Source organism: Polaromonas sp., from assembly GCF_012927485.1.
Lineage (GTDB): Bacteria > Pseudomonadota > Gammaproteobacteria > Burkholderiales > Burkholderiaceae_C > Polaromonas.
This window is the reverse complement of the sequence record NZ_JABBPC010000013.1, coordinates 170,395-191,474: the sequence shown is the minus strand read 5'-3', so window position 1 is coordinate 191,474 and position 21,080 is coordinate 170,395. Positions and strand designations below refer to the sequence as shown.

Below are 21,080 nucleotides of genomic sequence, written 5' to 3'. Positions count from 1 at the left end.
GAATACCGGCTGAAAAATACCGTCTGATCGGCGGGAGCACAATGTCCAACTTCTGGGGGTCAGTTCAAACCCGGGGCGATTCAACTCCACAATTTGATAAATTTCGCAACGTCATCGTCATAATTCAAATTGATAGTTGTTTTCATAGTCGAAATATGTGGACGAAAAAAAGCCCATGATCTACATGGGCTTTTAGTATTTACTGGCGGAAGAGGCGGGACTTTCCATTTTGGGATAAGTTTTGTGGAATTTCACCTCTGTAGCTATAGGTTGGCAGGTAATTAGGTGTGAATGATGGGTGTGAAAATGTCATACTTCCCCCATGTCTTACCTCATCCGCAAGTCCAATATCTACTATGCCAACCTGACCATCCCGCCGGAAGTGCGCCACATCATTGGGCGTGGTGTGAGGTTCTATCAGTCCACAAAGTGCAAGAGCGAGGCAGAAGCCCAGCGCAGGGCCAATGCCTTGGTTGTTGGGTGGAAGGCTGAGATTGCCAAGGCTCAAGGCAAACTGCCCAACGCCAGAGATACCTTCTGGGAATCCCTTCGGAATGAGTACATGTCGACAGATGATGAAGGGGTGCAATTTGTCATCGAGGAGATGGCCGAAAAGATGGCCTCAAAAGCCAGCACTCCTGAACATGCAGCGCTCTTGTTCAACATGGCAACAGGGCAGGGGACTGCAACACTGCTTGCTCCTCTCGTTGATGATTGGAAGGGATCACTTCGCGTGGTGCAGAAGACCATCGATCAGCAGTACAGGGACATGAAAAGGCTGGCTGATCACTTCGTGTACTTGGAAGCACTCCAGCCACAAAAGATTAAGGTGTGGACAGACAAGCTACTGGCAAAGGGAACAACAGCCTCTAGCTTTGAACGGCTTGGTAATGGATGCCGATCCCTTTGGGCCTACTTCCAACATGCCAGCGTGGTCAGCATGGTGGCCCCAGATCCATTTGTGGGAGCCTTCAAGCTGGCTCTGAAGGTTGCTGTCAAGACCAAGACAGGCAGAAGCGGCAGTTCATATACACCGGACGAATTGAACACCATTTATCTTGCAGCCATTGCCAAGAAAGACCAACCCCTTGCCGATCTCATTGCACTTGGAGCCTACACGGGGGCACGAATCGAGGAGCTAGGCCAACTTACCGCAGCAACCTGTAAAGAAGGGATCTTCACCATTGAAAAATCAAAGACTGAGGCAGGGGTGAGGCAAGTTCCCATTCATCCCGCAGTGGCCCCATTGGTGGCCCGTATGCTGGCCGCATCGACTGATGGCTATCTTGTCCCATCCAGTGCAGATAACCAGTACGGCAACCGCACCAGCCCCCAAGGGAAGCGTTATGGGCATCTGAAGAAGAGCCTTGGGTTTGGCCCGAGCCATGTATTCCACAGTACCCGAAACACCTTGGTCACCATGATGCACCGAGCAGGGGTTGATGAAGGCATCACTGCTGATCATGTGGGCCACCACAAGCAGACCATGACCTATGGCCTCTATTCTTCAGGCTCCTCGATGGCACAAAAAAGGGAAGCAATGGCGAAGGTGGTTTATCCGGGGGCTTTGGGCACTCTGTGAAGGGGCCTATCTAACTATGCAATAGCGCGTATTTTTAGGATGAGTGCTGGAGTACTCAATGTCCTCTACCGTGCAACTACGTATGGGTCTAAAGGTTTGTCCGTAGCGGCGCTGATCTAAGCGGCAGGCCATGACGCTATCGAGAGTGGAGCTATTCAAGTAGGCATCACCACCTATCGGATGCTCTCCAATGTAGTAGCGACACATATAGGTCATATCAGGGTTGAAGGTGCTGTCGTACCAAGCAAGCACAACCGCAACACCGATCACTACATATATTGTGTTCCCCGCGATGTCCCACCACGAGGCCTTCTTCTTGGTCATTTTCCTGCCCTCACTGTTGTTTTTTGTTACAAACAGAAAATACCATAGAAGCACGCGTTACGCGAGAACGCACATTGACCCGATGTGCGAATTCGCACAGCCAACTTTTCCACCAAAAATGTCTGCGGGATATACGAGAAGTCCCACACGGCGACTCCCCCGTGTACCCCCTTGCCACCCTCAGGATGAAGCATAGGGGGGCCTCATGCTGCCCAAGTGATGCCGGGTAAGGGGCCAAGGTCTCGCGCCACACGATACCAATGTTCACCCTGCCTTGGCAGTGGTTCGATTTGGGTATGCCTCAGCAGCACCAGCCCAAGCACATAAAAAGCAGTATCAAAAAGAATTATCGAACCATCTAAAAAGAACTGTTATTATCGAACCATTCAAAACGAACCGGCAAGGAATAACATGACACTCATCACACGCGCTTACCTTAGGGCCTCATCGTCTCAGCAAGACAGCCAACGAGCAAAGGCTGATTTAGTTGCTTTTGGTGCAGAGCATGGCCTGAACATCGTCACCTTCTACAGCGAGAACGAATCGGGAGCCAGCTTGGCCCGGCCCGAATTGTTCAAGCTGCTGGATAGCTGCAACCCCGGTGAGGTTTTACTTGTGGAGCAGGTAGACCGCCTGTCCCGCCTCACTGGTTCTGACTGGGATGTGTTGAAAGCCAAGATTAAGGAGAAGCGTGTGCGTGTGGTTGCTCTCGATCTGCCTACCTCATGGCGGCTGGCTACTGGGGGTGGTGACGACCTAACCCAGCGCATGATGGAAGCACTGAACGACATGATGCTAGACATGCTTGCAGCCATTGCACGTAAGGATTACGAAGATCGCCGCCGCCGCACCAGCCAAGGCATAGCCAAAGCAAAGGAAGCAGGCAAATACACTGGAAGGCCAGCAGACGCAGACCGCAACAACAACATCCTTGCGATGCTTGACAAGGGCGTGTCATGGACTGAAGTCTGTAAGGCTACCGGGGCATCCCGCTCAACACTGGCAAGGCTTGTAAAGGCTGCTGCCGGGGCTTGAACTACTGACCTTAGGAGAACCTACCGCTTCAAAACAAGCCAGCCAAGTGCTGGTTTTTTTACGGCTGTGCTTTTGATTCTCTGCTTTTCAAATTTTTTCAATGGCCTGCACCTCTCCTGTGTTGGCCTTGTCTTTTCAACTTTCCAATAAGGCTCACCCCATGACCCCTCCCTATCCCAAAAATAACACCGGCAAGGTCCACGCGAGATACCTCAAGTCTGCCGGAAGCACCACCTTGGTTTTGAACCTACGCCCCCAAGAGGCAAGCGCCCTGCGCTCCTTTGTTGCCTCTGTGCGGCTTCGTGGAAACAAGATACCGAGCCTGTCCTTGGTGGCCCGCCGTGCGATGGCTGCCTATCTGGCCCATGTGCAGTACAGCCCCGAGACAAGGGCTTCAGAGATTGCCGTTCTGGAGAAGCTGGCAACCCCGTTCACTGACCGTGCCCCTACATCGGCTCTCCAGTGACCCTCAAGCTATCCCGTGCTGAAGTACAGGCCAAATATGCACCGATCCCTGACCCTAACTGGACACCAGAAGTAGAAGCCGAGTTCTTTGCAAGACTTTCAAAGGCTACCTATCGGCAGGCAGTCAACCCAGATGATGAAAAGGCAATGCTGATCAGGGAGTTCGCAACAGACATCCTTGACGCCAAGCGACTGAATGCCAACTACATATCGACGATGGCTGCTGTGCTGGGACAGTTCGCTGATGCTGACACGGAAGACACAGAATGCTTGATTGCTCGACGCAATAAGCAACTTGGTACTCCCGACACCATACGCACCATCCAAGCTCAGATGCTATCTGCTGGCCTGTTGGTTAAGGAAACACGGTCACAGGGCCATTTCTTTGTAGGTGAAGTCTTTGTCTACCGTCCCCGTGCTGTGTACCGTCACCGGGTAGCAACTTCAGCATATCTTGAGAAACTGTATCGAGTCTGTGAAGGGGAGTCTTCAACGTGTCCAGTTCCAGCCAACATCCCACCGGAAGATGTCCCGTATTGATTCCTTAAACCCCCACTAAGAGAGGGACACCTGACGATGAATTCTCATTTGCAACCTACAAAGGGACAGTAACGACACCCTATAGACAGCCACCAGACAAGCTGAAGCTGGTTCCCTTGGAGCAGTGATTACATGATTGTTCCAAATAATACTTCCTCCCTGATCAGCAAATAAAGACACCGGCTTTGGTCTCCACTCCTTGGCATATCCAAAGACCATCTTTAGAAGCTCCACTGGAGCAATGATTATTTGATTAACCAAGTAGTCAATTCTCCAGAACCCACCTCCTGAAGCATCCCCCTAGGTCTCACCGCTTCGCGGACCACCAAGGGAACATCTTTAGAAGCTCCGCTGTGGCAATGATTATTTGATCAACCAAATAGTCAATTCCCGGCACCATCCCTGAAGCACTGAATCTAGGTCTCACAGCTCCGCTGCTTTGTAGAGTCCACCTTCAGACATCCACCATCAGGCAGTCTCAGCATTGCCGTGCCTGTCTTACCTTGAAAAACTCAAATCATGCAAACCCTACTAATCCCTTCCCCTGCCGATTCCAGCAGGTTTTCCCAGCAAAACTTCCGGGCGAACCAACCCGGCAGAGCCTTCACAGCCGCCGACCTTGAAGCAGGCAGGCAAGCAAGAGCGGCGAAGCTTGCTACGTGGGCAACCTTGGACTTGAGGCAAGACTTCGCTGATGAAGCATTCATGCGAAGCCACATCAAAGCCGCTGGACTACATGCCCCAAATTGGATAGAACCGGCTTCAACCTCACGGCTTCGCTCGCTGCTCCACCATGCAGGCGTTGACGCTCCAGAAGCTAATGAGGCCGTGGGAACCACCCTCTCAGGCTATCTCAAGCTGAACCCATGCTTTCCCCTTTGGGCTGCTTTGGCTCTTGTCCTTGAGGCTACCGGAAGATTCACTGATGCTGCTTTTGCCTTGTCACAGGGGGAAGTCGCATGACCACATCCAATCAGGTCAGCTTTCATGCGATGCCTGACAGCGCCCACCTGACCCATACATGGTGTGGCTATGCACTGCTGGCCCTAACTGGTCTCTCCCCCGGTCTTACTTCAGGACAGGTGGAGCGGGTCACATTGAACGGGATTGATCACAAGTGGAGACCGATCGGAGGCCGTACCTTGATGCTGATTCCTGCCTTCAAACAGGAAGCACAGATCGTGGTTCTTCACCTGATCCCTTCAGCGGCTCCAGAGGCTCCCAAACCGTTCAAAACCATCTTGGCTAGGGCAGCCTCGCCTGACTATTCTGTGGGTTTAACACCCCCAAACAACCGCTATGAAAGGGCTCCGCAATGACACCCAATGAGTTAAAGCTGGGCAGTACCGAGAGGAGTGATGACCAAGGCACGTACACGGCATTTCACAGGAACTGCAATTATCGGGGTTGCAACGTAGAACTTACCAGTCGGAATAGGGTAGGAACCGGTCTTATCTGCCGAGAGTGCAACCGCACCAGAGACAGGACCAAGTACAACAGCAAGCCTCGAGGTGCTTTAGAAAAGGCAATCTCAGCCGCTAATCGTGCAGACCCTTTCCGTGCCAAGGCCCACCGCCTACTGAACGATGTGATTGACCGCCCCACCAGCGCAGACCCCAAGCAGGCCCTTCAGAGCTACCTTATGACGCTCGAAATAAAGTCCTTGATGCGCCACTTTCCCAACGTAGCAACCCCAAACCTCGCCAATGTCGGCTGACCTTTCAGCCCATGTTATCAACCAATCCTTTGAAAGAATCTCCATGAACTACTCCCCCGCCAAGCTCGCCCATATTTCCAAATATTGCGGGTCCACTGTCAGTCCTCAAATTTTGAATAACTACTTCAATGACCCGCGTCACACGCTAGTTTCTATTGCTGGTGCGCTGGGAACCTCCCCGGCTTATCTTGCGATGGTCCTAGCCAAGCCAGAGCCCACGGTCTATGCACCGATGACCACAGCCAACGTTTAAAGAAAGTAAATCACCATGTCCAATTTCCAGAGTTATTCAGCCTATGTTCCTGAAGAGGAAATATTCCAGACCCACGGCCCACAGATCAGGGAGGAAATGCCTGTTCACCGTGTCACCAGTGCAGGCAACATCATCACCGAAAGTTCAGACACGATCTCCCGTGGCAACTCAGGCCATGAATCTTCTGAAGGCTGGGAGGCCACTGCACGAAGTACCGCAGGTAGGGCCATCAGTGCAGCCGATATCAACCCTGATACTTTGATCAGCTTTGATGGAATGCAGGCCAAGGCATCCTTCTGGGTCTCTGAAGGTCGCCTTACGAAGGGGGCTGATGGCACCTATGTCGCAGGATCAGGCCCCGTGGAAGCCCCGCAAAATATCCAAGGTGATATTTCCTATATTCCTGATGCTGTGATGGAAGGAGTGAATGCAGCCCTTGAGCCCCTGCCGCAAGAGTCCCTTGAGATGATCACGGCGCAAGGGATCGGGGTTGCACTGGGTCGCCTTGATGATGCTTCCTTAACCCGCAAGTTTTCACAGGCTTCAGGCTTGGAACTGGCAGATAGTCAGCAACGATTGACCGCCATTAAGGCTGTGTACCAGCAGCAGGCAGACAGCGCCATTCAGTCACGGTCTGGCATTGGTGCTGCTGATGCCCCTGAATTTTGGGCATGGGCGAAAGCGAATCATCAGGGACAGCTTCAGGATGCCATCAATAAGCAGTTGCGCAGCGCTGATGTGGGTGGCTATAAAGCACTGGCTGATAACTGGCTATCTTCGACACCTCCCAGCTTGAATGCTTTGAGGGCTGGTGGGGTTCCCGTGAGAACCAACGGGAGTGGCGTGCATGAATGCCAAGTTAACGGGCATTGGATGACACCAGCCGCCGCTGCCCGGGCTGGCTTGGTGTAAGCCCCGGAATTAAAAAAGCCCCATCACTGGGGCTCCTTCGATGTTCCTTCAGCCGCGCAGTCGCTGCCGATTCCTCCACGCTTCCTGTGAAGGAATGTGACTCAATAGAAGAAAGTAGCCAAGATACCAAATGCCATATTCTGCGAATTCTCCGGGATCAGATGCATTCCATGAAAGACCAAGAACGCCATGATCTATGGGCCGGTCTTGGGGATGGAAACTATCCCCCTTTCCAAAGCTGCACTCATAGCCAATTGCTTTCATGATGGAGTCGCCAATATCCAAGGCCAGGGTTTGCAGGGTTCTAAAGATTTTCATTGGGGGTCTTTCGCATGGTTGAAAAACCCGATGATTGACCACAGAAAAACGCACGTCTAGAAAATAATTCAATAACCAACTACGCCGTACAGTTGACGATTGGGGAGGTTCTCCAAATGGGGAGAATTGTCTTGGAATACCGAAAGAATGTAGTGCCCTAAAAAACATCCCTTTTGATCCCCTATCGGAGAGCATCACGCTGAAGTTTTACAGTGGCGAATACGCAACAGCAGACGCTTCAAAATTCAATCGCAACGATTGCGAAACTCACAGCAACCACCCCTCAGACGTGTGATTGCTTTTCAGCAAGGTTGGTTTTTTCCGCACCGCCCAGCGAAGACAGCAACAGCCTGTCTTCATCGAGAGCCTATGAGTTGATCTCGATAGCCAACGGGACGAAGACGGTAGAGGACATACGTGAGGCTAAGGCACAGAGCATGCAGAAGTTCCGGGAGGGCAGCTCTCCACCACGTGGTGGAGACTTCAAACCCCAATCAAATCAACCACTTACGGAAAACAACCCCGGAAACCCCCCTGTGAAATCCAAGGGTGGCAGACAGAGGAAGCCTCTGTCCGTTCCGGAACGGAGAGCAAAGACCATCCACCGTGCTGCCTCAACGAGGTGTGAATTACAGGTGTGAAAAGCAAAAAACCTGATAATCGTAAGTCGTTGATTTGACTCACTTTTATCAGGTTTTTATACGTTGGCGGAAGAGGCGGGATTCGAACCCGCGGTGGGTATAACCCCACGCACGCTTTCCAGGCGTGTGACTTAAACCGCTCATCCACCCTTCCGCGAAGTTGGCAATTGTAGCAGTGCTACAGCCTTTCCCGGAGCAAACGATAGTCTGAAATTTGCCCGCTAGTGAACGGTGCTCTGATACCGGTGCCTTTCCAGCTGCTCCATCGTGATTCGCGCTCGTTGCGTCTCGTCTGACTGGTCCGTTGTTAAGCTTTGTTGGCCTGCATCATTTTCATGGCTGACGTGATCAAGGCCGAAACTTCGGTCATGTTACTCGGCACGATAAGGGTGGTTTTGGCATCCTTGGCTACCAGCGAGTAAGCGTCGACGGCGCGCTCTGCGACCTTGAGTTGAACGGCCTGCTCCCCGCCGGGCTGGCGAATCGCCGTTGCAACAATTTCAATGGCTTTTGCATTGGCCTCTGCAACCGCCATAATCGCCGCTGCCTCGCCCTGCGCGTTGTTAATGGCAGCGAGCTTTGCACCTTCGGAGCGGGCGATAAAAGCTTCGCGTTCGCCAGTGGCGATGTTGATCTGCTCTTGGCGGCGACCTTCGGATGCTGCAATCAGCGCACGCTTTTCACGCTCGGCGGTAATTTGCGACTGCATCGCGTGCAGGATTTCTTTTGGCGGTGTCAAATCCTTGATTTCATAGCGCAGCACTTTCACGCCCCAGTTCAATGCGGCTTCGTCAATCGCTGCAACCACCTGTGCATTGATGATGTTGCGTTCCTCAAACGTTTTGTCCAGCTCAAGCTTGCCGATAACCGAACGCAGCGATGTCTGAGCTAACTGCGTGACGGCTACGATGTAATTGGATGAGCCGTAGCTGGCGCGCATCGGATCGGTTACCTGGAAATACAAAATGCCGTCGACTTGCAGTTGTGTGTTGTCACGGGTGATGCAAACCTGACTGGGTACGTCGAGCGGAATTTCCTTGAGGCTGTGTTTGTAGGCTACCCGGTCGATAAAAGGAATCAGGAAATTCAATCCCGGTGCCAGTGAGCCGTGGTATTTGCCCAAGCGCTCAATCACCCAGGCATTTTGTTGCGGCACCACTTTGATGGAGCGGGTGATGAAGATGACGGCAATGACAAAAATTAAAATTGCGATTTCCATGAAAAAACTTTCTTGTGTTGTTGACTAAAGTTTGTCGACCAGCAACCGGCTGCCAACCAGTTCGGCAACCCGATGAAGCCCCACGGAAGGTGTGTTGCCTCCCCGTTGTATGGCGGTCCAGTTGGCGCCACGGTATTTGACGGTGGCGGTCCCGTCGGCGTTCCATTCCTCGACGAGAACGGTCTCGCCGACATCCAGATTGACGCTGCGATCGGCACGGGCGGGAAGGTCTGACGGGCGTTTTCTCTTAATCAGGTAGCAGGCAACCACCGCGCCGCCCCCAACGACTGCGGCCACCAGCAGTTGCACTATTGTGTCGGTGCCAGAGTTTGCGGCGAGCGCCCCAGCCGCCATTCCCAGTGCAATCATTAATAGGAAGAAAGTTCCTGTCAGTAGTTCGGCGGCGATCGCGCCGCCCGCAAACAGCCACCAGATGGTTGATTCACCCATATTCACTCCTTATGTCGACAATGCGCTACATTTTGGGGCCAATACACCTCGGCGCAAGCGCATCGACACAATATTTCCTTACACTTCGCAGTCTTGAATCAAATCGTTCGGGCTCAACCTGTCTATGCCCACCAAGCGTTTCTCCATGCCCTCCGACAGGTTCAGGGCGCTTATGAATTGCTGCAAACGCCATGAAATTCCGCTTTCCGATTGTCATCATCGACGAAGATTTTCGTTCTGAAAATACCTCTGGTCTGGGTATTCGCGCGCTGGCGCAAGCCATTGAAAGCGAGGGCTTCGAGGTGCTTGGGGTCACTAGCTACGGGGATCTGTCGCAATTTGCCCAACAGCAGAGCCGTGCGAGCGCATTTATCTTGTCGATCGATGATGAGGAGTTCACGCCCGGGCCCGATCTTGATCCAGCGGTCTTGAACTTACGCAATTTTATCGAAGAGGTCCGCCGCAAAAATCTCGACGTGCCGATTTATGTGTATGGCGAAACAAAAACCTCGCGCCATATCCCGAACGACATCTTGCGCGAACTGCACGGCTTTATTCACATGTTTGAAGACACGCCAGAGTTCGTGGCACGCCATATCATTCGTGAAGCCAAAAGCTACCTGGAAGGTGTGCAGCCTCCCTTTTTCAAGGCCTTGCTTGACTACGCTGAAGATGGGTCTTATTCATGGCATTGCCCGGGTCATTCAGGCGGGGTGGCGTTTCTGAAAAGCCCGGTGGGGCAGATGTTCCACCAGTTTTTTGGCGAAAACATGCTGCGCGCTGACGTTTGTAACGCGGTGGAAGAACTTGGGCAGCTGCTGGATCACACCGGACCAGTGGCTGCGTCGGAACGCAATGCCGCACGAATTTTTAATGCAGATCACTGCTTCTTTGTGACCAACGGGACTTCGACCAGTAACAAGATTGTGTGGCACTACACCGTGGCGCCCGGCGACGTCGTGGTGGTGGACCGCAACTGCCACAAGTCCATCCTGCACGCCATCATCATGACGGGGGCTGTACCCGTATTTTTGAAGCCGACGCGAAACCATTTCGGCATCATTGGTCCCATTCCACAAAGCGAATTCGAACCAGAAGCCATTAAGGCCAAGATCAAGGCCAACCCGCTGCTCAAGGGTGTCGACCCCGAAAAGGTCAAGCCGCGCGTGCTGACCCTGACACAGTCGACTTACGACGGCGTGCTCTACAACACCGAGACCATCAAGGGCATGCTTGACGGCTACGTGGACAACCTGCACTTTGACGAGGCCTGGCTGCCGCATGCGGCGTTTCACCCGTTTTATGGCTGCTACCATGCCATGGGTAAAAACAGAACTCGTCCGAAAGATGCCGTGGTTTACGCCACCCAGTCGATTCATAAACTGCTGGCCGGTATCAGCCAAGCCAGCCAGGTGCTGGTGCAGGACTCACAAAACACCAAGCTCGACAGGCCGCTTTTTAACGAAGCCTACCTGATGCATACCTCTACGTCGCCGCAGTACAGCATCATTGCCAGTTGCGACGTTGCTGCCGCCATGATGGAACCGCCAGGCGGCACGGCGCTGGTAGAGGAAAGTATTGCTGAGGCCCTCGATTTCCGCCGGGCCATGCGCAAAATTGACGAAGAATATGGCGCAGACTGGTGGTTCAAGGTCTGGGGACCGGACAAACTAGTGGAAGAGGGTATTGGCCTGGCCGAGGATTGGATCATCAAGGGTGAGTCGCGCAGTGCCAAGACGGCGAAGAACGGTGCTAACAACTGGCATGGCTTTGGACAAATGGCGACCGGCTTCAACATGCTGGACCCCATCAAGTCAACCATTGTCACCCCCGGCCTGGACCTCAACGGCAAGTTTGCCAAAACAGGAATTCCAGCCAGCATCGTGACCAAGTTTTTAGCGGAACATGGTGTGATAGTCGAAAAAACGGGTCTTTACAGTTTTTTTATCCTGTTCACCATTGGCATTACCAAAGGACGCTGGAACACGCTGCTGACGGCGCTGCAGCAGTTCAAGGACGACTACGACAAAAACCAGCCGATGTGGCGAATTCTGCCCGAGTTCTGTAAAAAATATCCCAAGTACGAGCGCATGGGTTTAGCAGATTTGTGCCAACACATTCATGCCATGTACGCCAAGTACGACATCGCCCGGCTAACGACGGATGTCTACCTGAGCGACTTGGCCCCGGCGATGAAGCCCAGCGATGCTTATGCCCACATCGCCCACCGCACCACTGAGCGCGTGGAAATTGATCATCTGGAAGGCCGCATCACCGTCGGACTCGTGACGCCTTACCCGCCTGGCATTCCGCTGCTGATTCCGGGCGAGGTTTTCAACAAGAAAATTGTTGATTACCTGAAGTTTGCCCGTGAGTTCAACGGGCATTGCCCCGGTTTCGAGACGGATATCCACGGTTTGGTGGAGGCGGTCGACGCCAAGGGGAAAGTCCGCTACTACGCTGACTGCGTCAAGAAATAGCAGGAAGCGGTCGCTGTCCGCTCTCATAAGGACGGATCGTCGCGTACCCGCATGAAGCTGGCGAAGCGCGGAATGCCGCTGTGGTTGAAACCTCTGAACCGATAGGTCACCAGCGTTCCTATCGGCGGTGGGTCTTGCCGCTGGGCATCCGTGAAACCAGTTCCTAATTTGAAGCGCTGCGCCGGTTTGCTGTCAGTCGCTGGCATTTCCACCAGCAGCGCTCCAAGTCCGCCAAAGTATTTGCCTTTGCCGGGAATATGCGCAATCACGCGTGCTTCCGTGTCCTCATGTAGTTTGACTTTTAGCAGATCGTCCGTACGCTGGCCTTTGTAAATGGATGCTCCGCGGTGCAGCATCAGACCTTCGCCGCCCTGCTTCACGGTTGCGACCAGCAAGCGCTGCAAGGCTTGCTGGTTTGCCACCTTGAATTGAGCCACCGCCTGCACCCATAGCTGGTCGATTTGGCTCACCAATCCGTTTAATGCGGGAATTCGTTCTGTGAAGGGGCCGCCTTGCGCCGGCAGGTCGAACACCATGAAACGCATCGCGCGCCAGGCCTCGTCGGAAGGCGTTTGCTGGCGCACGGTTGAAACCGCTTTGGCAAACTGCCCGCGACCAGCCCAAAGCTCGCCATCCATGGACACCTTGGGCCAGCCCGCAGTGAACCACGCCGGAGCGGCAATGCGCTCTCCACCACGCGTCATGAGTTTTTCGCCATCCCAGTAACCGCGAACGCCATCCAGCTTTTCGCTAACCCAGTAGTCTGGTAATGAAATGCCCGCATGGTAAACCTTGGCGAGCATCAGCGGCGGGCCGCTTTCGGCCGCCCACAAAGGCAGCGCCGGCGCTATCAGTCCCGCAAAGCCCAGTAGCAGTGTGAGCGCAGAGACTTGAAAGATACCCTTGGAAACGAGGAGACGGGCAGGATGAGGTCGCATAAGTATTTCCGGATCTGGATTTATGGGTAACCACTGCATTTCCCCACTACGGGCGGGCAGGGTGGGCCATCGCAACAATGGTATTTAAAAAGCTAGAACACCTTTATCCCTTCAAGCATCAGCGCGTTCCAGCGGTAGTTCTGGAAACACGAAAGGAGGAGGTTTCAAGCGCTGACTTTAAACCACCGGACATCGCCTAATCGCTTGCGTGCGGCTCAATCGCCACTTCTGAAAAAAAGAAGAACACGGCGCTTCGTAATTGCGCCTACATTTCGAATGTACCGTGTCGATGCTTTGTAGTTGTTCGAGCCTACTCAAACGGAGGAGATTCATGACGGTTAATCATGCATTGAAGGCCAGGAGTGGTGTTCCGACCCAACCTCCGACAGTAACCGGTGCAGCCCCTCGCAAGCTGCGGCTTGGGTTGCTGACTGCCCTCGTTGTCGGATCAATGATTGGCAGCGGTATTTTTTCATTGCCGCAGAACATGGCGAATGGGGCTGGAGCAGGGGCCATTCTTATCGGTTGGCTGATTACCGGGTTTGGAATGTTGATGCTGGCGTTGGTTTATCAAACGCTTTCAGCCCGCAAACCAGACCTGGACAACGGCGTCTATGCCTATGCGCGCGCCAGCTCGGGAGAATTCATTGGTTTCAACTCGGCGTGGGGCTACTGGGTCAGTGCCTGGGTCGGTAATGTGGGCTATTTGGTAGCCTTTTTTGGCGCGCTCGGATTTTTTTTTCCAGTGTTCGGAGAAGGTAATACCACGGCGGCCGTGATCGGCGCATCGATCATGCTGTGGGCGCTGCACTTCTTGATCTTGCGTGGAATCCGTGCAGCGGCCGTGCTGAACGCGATCACCACGATCGCCAAAATCGTGCCCGTGGTCTTGTTTCTCGGGTTGCTCATCGCGGCGTTCAATATCAGCACCTTTCGTTTGGATTTTTGGGGTACCACCAAACTCGGATCGGTCTTGGATCAGGTCAAGAGCACGATGCTGATTACAGTCTGGGTTTTCATCGGAATTGAGGGCGCGAATGTCTATTCAGCCCGTGCCGAAAATCGTGAGGATGTGGGGAAGGCAACCATTGCCGGTTTCATCTTTACACTGATTTTGTTGATGGGGGTGTCGATGCTGTCATTGGGCGTCCTCGGGCAGCCTGAATTAGCAGTTCTTAAAAACCCTTCAATGGCGGGCGTCCTTGCAAAAGTTGTCGGCCCGTGGGGCATGACGATGATCGGAGTAGGTCTGATGGTTTCAGTCGGCGGTGCGTTGCTGGCCTGGACCTTACTGGCTGCTGAAACCCTGTTTACGCCGGCGCAGGATGGCGTGATGCCGAAATTTTTGACTCGGGAAAATGCAAACGGCGTGCCCGCCAATGCGCTGTGGCTTACTAACGGACTGGTGCAACTATTTTTGCTGATTACGTTGATCTCCAATGCCACCTATCTCGCACTGATCTCGCTCGCGACCTCGATGATTCTGGTGCCCTATCTTTTTAGCGCCGTCTATGCGGCGTTGACCGCATGGCGCAGCGAGGGTTACAGCAGCGGCGATAACGCGCGTCCTCGGGACCTGGGAATTGGGGCATTGGCAACCGTTTATTGTGTCTGGCTGCTGTATGCCGCCGGGCTTAAATATCTGCTGCTCTCCGCATTGCTTTATGCGCCAGGGATAGTGCTTTACGCCATGGCCAAACGCGAACAAGGCAAGCCGCTCTTCAAAGGCTTTGAACTGGTCGTGTTCATGATCGTGGTGGTGTTGGCGTTGGCCGCCGCTTATTCGCTTTACACCGGTACTCTGAAACTATAAACAGGGCGAAACAAATGACCTTAGGCGTTCATTCTGAAGTCGGACAGTTGCGCAAAGTGCTTGTTTGCCGCCCAGGCCTGGCACAGGCACGACTCACCCCCAGTAATTGTCGCGAGTTGCTTTTCGATGATGTGCTTTGGGTCTCGCAAGCCAAGACCGACTTTTATGCCTTCGTGAATGCCATGCAAGAGCGCGGCGTGGAGGTATTGGAAGTGCATGATCTTCTGGCCGACATCATGGCTGACGAGAAGGCAAGAAAATGGGTGCTGGATCGCAAACTTTCCGCAGATGCCGTGGGGGCTGACATGGCAGGGCAATTGCGTTCTTGGTTTGAAAGCATGCCACCCACGGTCTTGGCGGAGCGATTGATAGGGGGGGTAGTTCGGGCGGAACTGCCGTTTGAGCCGCAGGGCCTATTCGGCAACAGTCTGGACACCGCTGATTTTGTCATCGCGCCATTGCCGAACATGCTCTTCACGCGCGATAACAATTGCTGGATTTACGGCGGTGTCACGCTTAACCCCATGTTCTGGTCAGCGCGGCGAAGCGAAACACTGTTGATGGCCGCAATTTATGAATTTCACCCAAGCTTTCGCGGTCAAATCAATGTCTGGTGGGGGAACCCCGATACGAATCACGGCCTTGCCACACTTGAAGGCGGTGATGTCATGCCGATTGGGCATGGCGTAGTTCTTTTCGGCATGGGTGAGCGCACTTCTCCGCAAGCGGTTACGCAAGTCGTTAAAGCTCTTTTTGAAAAAGGAGCGGCTACACATGTCATTGCCGCGCAACTGCCGAAATCTCGCGGCGCGATGCATCTCGATACCGTCTTCACTTTTTGTGATCGGGATCTTGTGACCATTTTTCCTGAAATGGTGAATCAAATAAAAACTTACAGCTTGCGCCCCAGCGAAAGCCTCGGGGCGGTTGAACTGACCATCGAAGCGAGGCCTTTTTTGGAGGTGGTGGCCAGCAGTATCGGGCTCAAGGCATTGCGGGTTGTAGCCACCGGCGGAGATGCCTATGAAGTCGAGCGCGAACAATGGGATGACGGCAACAATGTCGTCGCCTTGGCCCCCGGAGTGGTCATTGCCTACAACCGCAACACCCACACCAACACGCTGCTTCGCAAGGCCGGCGTTGAAGTCATCACCATTCCCAGCGCAGAGTTGGGCCGTGGGCGCGGCGGGGGGCACTGCATGACCTGTCCGATTGAGCGCGACCCTATTTAACAAAACAAATCGAGGTATCAGAAATGGGCTACAGCTTACGCAATCGCAGTCTCCTAAAGTTGTTCGATTACTCTCCCCGTGATATTCGCTATTTGCTCAATATGGCGCAGGAATTGAAGCGTGCCAAATATGCCGGCAACGAAGTGCAGCGCTTGAAAGGTAAAAATATTGCACTTATTTTCGAGAAAAGTTCTACCCGGACTCGCTGTGCGTTCGAGGTTGCTGTTTACGATCAGGGTGGACACGTCACCTACATTGACCCGTCCAGTTCTCAGCTTGGACACAAAGAGACGCTCAAAGATACAGCGCGGGTGCTGGGGCGGCTTTATGACGGCATTGAATATCGCGGTTTTCACCAGCATGTCGTGGAGGACATCGCAAAATACGCCCATGTGCCGGTGTTCAATGGTCTCACCGATGAATTTCACCCGACGCAGATATTGGCAGACTTCATGACGATGGAAGAGTTCGCAGAGAAGCCGCTTCACGAGATGGCCTTTTGTTACGTCGGCGATGCGTGCTCCAACATGGGTAATTCTCTGTTGATTGGCGGTGCCACGATGGGCATGGATGTTCGGCTTGCGGCACCCAAAGCGCTATGGCCGCATGACGATATTGTGGCTAAAGCGATCAACATTTCGCAGCAAACCGGCGCCAAAATCACCTTGGAAGAGGATCCCCGGATCGCGGTGAGAGGGGCTGACTTCATCTACACAGATGTCTGGTTATCGATGGGCGAGCCAGACAGCGCCTGGGCCGAGCGTATCAAGTTGTTGAAACCTTATCGCGTCGACACAGCCTTGATGCAGGCAAGCGGAAAACCGCGTACTCGTTTTATGCACTGCCTGCCCGCATTCCATAACATCGACACGGTAGTGGGCAAAAAAATTCATGAACAGTTTGGCCTTGCCGAGATGGAAGTGACGGAGGAGGTATTTGAATCCGAGGCTTCAATCGTATTTACTCAGGCGGAGAACCGCATGCATACCATCAAGGCCGTGCTGATCGCAACACTTGGAAGCTAACGATGCGCATAGTGGTCGCACTTGGCGGTAACGCCCTGCTCAAGCGCGGGCAGTCTCTGTCGGCGGACAATCAGCTCAAAAATATTCGCATCGCGGCAGTGCAAATAGCAAAGCTGGCAGCGGGTAATGAGCTTGTTGTCACGCATGGCAACGGTCCGCAGGTCGGTCTGCTCGCCTTGCAGGCAGCCGCTTACACCGCCGTCTCAAGCTATCCGCTGGATGTGCTCAGTGCCGAGACGGAGGGCATGATTGGTTATATGCTGGAACAGGAGCTGGCTAACCAATTGCCCGCATCACGCGTCATCGCGACCTTGCTGACTCGGGTTGAAGTCGACCCGAAGGATCCTGCGTTTCAAATCCCTTCCAAACCTATCGGTCCGATGTATAAAAAAGCGGACGCAGAACGCATTGCCCAAGAGCGAGGCTGGCAGGTTGCGCCGGATGGCGATGGCTATCGCCGCGTCGTCGCCTCACCACAACCCAAGCGTATTGTGGGATTACAGTCGATCCGATGGCTACTGGAAAAGAGTGCCGTCGTCATCTGCGCCGGCGGGGGTGGTATTCCGATTGCTGTCTCGGCAAACGGGCAGACCCGCAGCGGAGTTGAAGCGGTTATTGACAAAGACTTCGTAAGCGCCTTGTTGGCTACCGATATTTCAGCAGATAGATTGATTATTGCCACTGACGTCAAGGCGGTATACGTTGATTGGGGCACGCCTTCACAGCGGGCCCTACGTGAAATATCACCGAGCAAGCTGCGTGAACTTGATTTCAGCGCGGGATCGATGGGCCCAAAGGTATTGGCGGCATGTAGTTTCACGGAGGCGACTGGAAAACCTGCCACTATCGGCGCGCTAGGCGATATCGAATCGCTCTCTGAAAGTGGTGCAGGAACGACGGTCAGCGCAGGTTGCAAAACAACGTTGTACGCTTAACATTTTTCGATTCCGGATTTGTAAAATCCCTGCGCCGATAAGCCGGTTTTATGGATTTAAGAACTTGGAAATGAACGTGTAGCCGAAAGAGAGCTGCCATCGCACCGACGAAAATGCGAAGTCTTGTTCACTCCAATGGCCGGAGAACTGCGGCATCTATTACAAGGTTGTCGTTTCACTGCCAGCCGAATCGACGAATGTAATAACGTTTCATTAGCGTTGTCAGTACCGCATACCCTAGCAACATTCCCACCAGCCAGGGAAAGTAGGCCAACGGCAGCGCCTGCAATTTAAAGTAGCTTGCGATCGAGCCCATCGGCAGAAAAATGCCAACGACCATGATGAGCAGCGTCATGACCATCAAAGGCCAGGCCGCCCGGCTCTCGATGAAGGGGACCTTGGGTGTGCGAATCATGTGCACGATAAGGGTTTGAGTGAGCAATCCAACCACAAACCAGCCCGACTGGAACAAGGTCTGGTGCTCGACCGAATTGGCTCTGAAAACAAACCACATCACCAAGAAAGTGCTGATGTCAAAAATCGAGCTGATTGGTCCAAAGAAAATCATGAAGCGGCTGATGTCATCAGGATTCCATTTCAGTGGTTTGCTGACCAGCTCGGCGTCCACATTGTCAAACGGGATGGCGATTTGCGAGATATCGTAAAGCAGATTTTGGACCAGCAACTGCAGCGGCAGCATCGGCAGAAAGGGTAGAAATACACTGGCCACCAAGACTGAAAAGACGTTTCCAAAGTTCGAGCTGGCGGTCATACGGATGTACTTCAGCATGTTGCTGAATGTTTTGCGGCCTTCAATCACGCCTTCTTCCAGAACCATCAGGCTGCGCTCAAGTAAAATGATGTCTGCGGCTTCTTTGGCAATGTCAACCGCTGTGTCCACGGAGATGCCGATGTCGGCCGCCCGAAGTGCAGGTGCGTCGTTGATGCCGTCGCCCATAAAGCCGACGACGTGCCCATTGCTTCGAAGCGCCCGCACTATGCGCTCCTTGTTCAAGGGCGACAGCTTCGCAAAAATGGTGTGTGTGTCGACCGCTGCGGCCAGTGCTTTGTCATCCATGCGGTCGACCTGCGCACCCAACACAATTCCCTCGACTGCAAGGCCAACCTGGCGACAGACCTCAGCCGTCACAAGCTCGTTGTCGCCGGTCAGCACCTTGACGGTAATCCCGTTTTCGGCAAGCGCCTTGAGCGCCGGCGACGTGGACTCCTTGGGCGGGTCGAGGAAGGCGATGTAGCCAATCAGCGTCAACTCAGACTCGTCTTTGACGGAGTAGGTCACTTGGCTCGGCGGAATTTCCTTGACCGCAACCGCCACCACGCGCAAACCTTTTTCGTTCAATTCACGCGTGATACGAAGCACGCGCTCCAGCATCACCGGGTCCAGCGGAGCCGTCTGGTCGCCGTCGCGGACCTGTGTGCAGACCGCCACAATTTCCTCGACGGCGCCTTTGCAAATCAGCTCGTGGTGGTCATCCCGCTCTGATACCACGACCGACATGCGGCGACGCTGAAAGTCGAATGGGATTTCGTCTATTTTTTTGTAGTTCTCGGCAAGTTGAAGCTCCTTTTGTACCTCGAAATGTTCCAGCACAGCGCGGTCCAAAAGGTTCTTTAACCCGGTTTGGTAGAAACTGTTTAGATAGGCAAATTCCAATACCAAGTCTGATTCCTGCCCAAACACATCGGTGTGGCGTGCCAAGGCGATCTTGTCTTGCGTCAGCGTGCCCGTCTTGTCGGTGCACAAAACGTTCATCGCGCCGAAGTTTTGGATAGCGTCCAGGCGTTTGACGATAACTTTTTTGTGCGACAGCAGCACCGCGCCCTTGGCTAGGGTGGAGGTGACGATCATCGGCAGCATTTCAGGCGTTAGGCCAACGGCGACGGATAGCGCGAATAGAAAGGCTTCGGTCCAATCGCCTTTGGTGAAACCATTGATCAGCAAAACAATAGGCACCATGACAAAGGCGAAACGGATCAGCAGCCAACTGACCTTGTTGACCCCTGCCTGAAAAGCATTGATCTCTCGATCGGTTGCCGTGACCCGCGTCGCCAGCGTGCCGAAATAGGTTTGATTGCCGGTGGCCAAAATAATCACGGTGGCGGAACCGGAGACTACGTTGGTGCCCATAAATACCAAATTAGCCATCTCCAGCGGACCTTCGCCAAGGCCCTTGGCTTCAGGAAACTTTTCGACGGGCAGGGACTCGCCAGTCATCGCAGACTGGCTGACAAACAGGTCTTTTGCCGTTATGACCCGACAATCGGCGGGAATCATGTCGCCGGCTGACAGCATTACGAGGTCGCCGGGAACCAGTTGTTTGATTGGAATTTCAACCTGACTCGCAGGCTTGACTTTGAGGCTGACCGTAAAATAGCGCTGCGCGTCTTCCGCTGCTGCAGCCGAGATATCCCGCCGGATTACGGTCGCCTTATTGGTGACCAGTTCTTTCAATCCTTGTGCGGCTTGGTTGGAGCGCCGCTCCTGCACAAACCGAATCAGAGTCGAGAGCACGACCATGCTGCCAATGACAATTGCCGCCTTCAAGTCCTCGGTGAGGTAAGACACAACGGCCAGTGCGGTTAGCAGAAGGTTGAACGGATTCTTGTAGCTGAGCCACAGGTGTAGCCACCAGGGGAGCGGCTTTTCGTGCTCCACCTCGTTGGAGCCGACTTTTTCACGGACGGCATCGGCCTCGGTACTGGTCAGTCCCTCCCCATGGGTATCGAGCCGCTCAAATACCGCGGAGAGATCTTCAGTCGCGTCGCGCACCAATCGGCGGGCCAATTGGTCCGGTACCGCCCTGGGGGGACCTTCTGTCGACAAAGACTCAAAAATGACGCGGCGGCGAAAGAGGTGACTGGTGCGGCGTGATTTGAGGAACACTCCAAAGAGTTGGCCGAAGAAATTCATGGGTTTTCCTCTAATTCACCACAAGGGTCGCCAGGGTCTAGCGTCCTGCTGAAATACTTTTTTCAACGCAGATTTCCTGGGTGAACTTATTCCACCTGGTTTCGCTGGTCGCGAGGAGTCTCGTGCCAGCCCGTAGCCAGCCGCTTCTGCCTCGGTTAGTGTTTCGGCCTGGTTGCATCAGTTTCAAAAACGATTCGGCAGCGAGAGATGGAAATTTACTTGCGAGGGCTTGCCGCCAGATTGCAACAGCACCGGCATCGCCTATTTAG

At 53.7% G+C, this 21,080-nt stretch carries 17 protein-coding genes and 1 tRNA gene; 12 read left to right on the top strand and 6 right to left on the bottom strand.

Annotation, left to right across the window (positions count from 1 at the left end):
• Positions 1-322: 322 nt before the first annotated feature.
• The 7 genes from HHJ16_RS06850 to HHJ16_RS06820 all read left to right on the top strand — a co-directional run bounded on the left by HHJ16_RS06850 (position 323) and on the right by HHJ16_RS06820 (position 6,828).
• On the top strand, positions 323-1,582 hold the full coding sequence (locus HHJ16_RS06850) for a tyrosine-type recombinase/integrase (RefSeq protein ID WP_293641804.1): 1,260 nt from the start codon (positions 323-325) through the stop codon (positions 1,580-1,582).
• Between the two features lie 735 nt (positions 1,583-2,317).
• Positions 2,318-2,941 carry a recombinase family protein gene (locus HHJ16_RS06845; protein ID WP_293641803.1) on the top strand — a complete coding sequence of 208 codons (624 nt, stop codon included), beginning with the start codon at positions 2,318-2,320 and terminating at the stop codon, positions 2,939-2,941.
• 160 nt (positions 2,942-3,101) lie between these two features.
• Complete coding sequence (locus tag HHJ16_RS06840; protein ID WP_293641802.1) at positions 3,102-3,407, top strand: hypothetical protein; 306 nt, start codon at positions 3,102-3,104, stop codon at positions 3,405-3,407.
• The gene (locus tag HHJ16_RS06835) at positions 3,404-3,946 is read left to right on the top strand and encodes a hypothetical protein (RefSeq protein ID WP_293641801.1); all 543 of its coding nucleotides are present in this window, start codon (positions 3,404-3,406) and stop codon (positions 3,944-3,946) included. The genes HHJ16_RS06840 and HHJ16_RS06835 overlap by 4 nt, the downstream gene beginning before the upstream one ends.
• 959 nt (positions 3,947-4,905) lie before the next feature.
• Positions 4,906-5,265 (top strand): hypothetical protein, encoded by a 360-nt coding sequence (locus HHJ16_RS06830; RefSeq protein WP_293641800.1) that lies wholly within the window; start codon positions 4,906-4,908, stop codon positions 5,263-5,265.
• A gap of 441 nt (positions 5,266-5,706) precedes the next feature.
• Positions 5,707-5,916 carry a hypothetical protein gene (locus tag HHJ16_RS06825; protein WP_293641798.1) on the top strand — a complete coding sequence of 70 codons (210 nt, stop codon included), beginning with the start codon at positions 5,707-5,709 and terminating at the stop codon, positions 5,914-5,916.
• 15 nt (positions 5,917-5,931) lie between these two features.
• Complete coding sequence (locus HHJ16_RS06820) at positions 5,932-6,828, top strand: hypothetical protein (protein ID WP_293641796.1); 897 nt, start codon at positions 5,932-5,934, stop codon at positions 6,826-6,828.
• A 48-nt stretch (positions 6,829-6,876) separates the two neighbouring features.
• Here the strand turns inward: HHJ16_RS06820 and HHJ16_RS06815 are convergent, their stop codons facing one another.
• The 4 genes from HHJ16_RS06815 to HHJ16_RS06800 form a co-directional block, all read right to left on the bottom strand.
• Positions 6,877-7,146, bottom strand: a complete 270-nt coding sequence (locus HHJ16_RS06815) for a hypothetical protein (protein WP_293641794.1) — start codon at positions 7,144-7,146, stop codon at positions 6,877-6,879.
• 705 nt (positions 7,147-7,851) lie between these two features.
• Positions 7,852-7,941, bottom strand: a tRNA-Ser gene (locus HHJ16_RS06810).
• A gap of 153 nt (positions 7,942-8,094) precedes the next feature.
• On the bottom strand, positions 8,095-9,006 hold the full coding sequence (locus HHJ16_RS06805; RefSeq protein ID WP_293641792.1) for a stomatin-like protein: 912 nt from the start codon (positions 9,004-9,006) through the stop codon (positions 8,095-8,097).
• A 24-nt stretch (positions 9,007-9,030) separates the two neighbouring features.
• Positions 9,031-9,456: an NfeD family protein gene (locus HHJ16_RS06800; protein WP_293641790.1), complete on the bottom strand. Its 426-nt coding sequence runs from the start codon at positions 9,454-9,456 to the stop codon at positions 9,031-9,033.
• A 191-nt stretch (positions 9,457-9,647) separates the two neighbouring features.
• Here HHJ16_RS06800 and HHJ16_RS06795 point away from each other — a divergent pair, with 191 nt between their 5' ends.
• Entirely contained in the window at positions 9,648-11,936 is a 2,289-nt protein-coding gene (locus HHJ16_RS06795) for an arginine/lysine/ornithine decarboxylase (protein ID WP_293641788.1), read from the top strand.
• A gap of 23 nt (positions 11,937-11,959) precedes the next feature.
• On the opposite strand, the gene HHJ16_RS06790 is transcribed toward HHJ16_RS06795, so the two are convergent.
• Positions 11,960-12,874, bottom strand: coding sequence for a DNA ligase (locus tag HHJ16_RS06790; RefSeq protein ID WP_293641786.1), 915 nt, complete (start codon positions 12,872-12,874; stop codon positions 11,960-11,962).
• Positions 12,875-13,205: 331 nt separating this feature from the next.
• On the opposite strand from HHJ16_RS06790, the gene arcD reads away from it, so the two are divergent.
• Genes arcD through arcC form a run of 4 tightly spaced genes read left to right on the top strand, consistent with a single transcriptional unit; the run spans position 13,206 to position 17,879 of the window.
• The gene (gene arcD / locus HHJ16_RS06785) at positions 13,206-14,687 is read left to right on the top strand and encodes an arginine-ornithine antiporter (protein WP_293641784.1); all 1,482 of its coding nucleotides are present in this window, start codon (positions 13,206-13,208) and stop codon (positions 14,685-14,687) included.
• Between the two features lie 14 nt (positions 14,688-14,701).
• On the top strand, positions 14,702-15,919 hold the full coding sequence (gene arcA, locus HHJ16_RS06780) for an arginine deiminase (protein ID WP_293641783.1): 1,218 nt from the start codon (positions 14,702-14,704) through the stop codon (positions 15,917-15,919).
• 23 nt (positions 15,920-15,942) lie between these two features.
• Complete coding sequence (gene argF, locus HHJ16_RS06775) at positions 15,943-16,944, top strand: ornithine carbamoyltransferase (RefSeq protein WP_293641781.1); 1,002 nt, start codon at positions 15,943-15,945, stop codon at positions 16,942-16,944.
• Positions 16,945-16,946: 2 nt separating this feature from the next.
• Positions 16,947-17,879 (top strand): carbamate kinase, encoded by a 933-nt coding sequence (gene arcC / locus HHJ16_RS06770; protein ID WP_293641779.1) that lies wholly within the window; start codon positions 16,947-16,949, stop codon positions 17,877-17,879.
• Positions 17,880-18,054: 175 nt separating this feature from the next.
• On the opposite strand, the gene mgtA is transcribed toward arcC, so the two are convergent.
• Positions 18,055-20,811: a magnesium-translocating P-type ATPase gene (gene mgtA, locus HHJ16_RS06765; RefSeq protein ID WP_293641777.1), complete on the bottom strand. Its 2,757-nt coding sequence runs from the start codon at positions 20,809-20,811 to the stop codon at positions 18,055-18,057.
• Between the last annotated feature and the right edge of the window lie 269 nt (positions 20,812-21,080).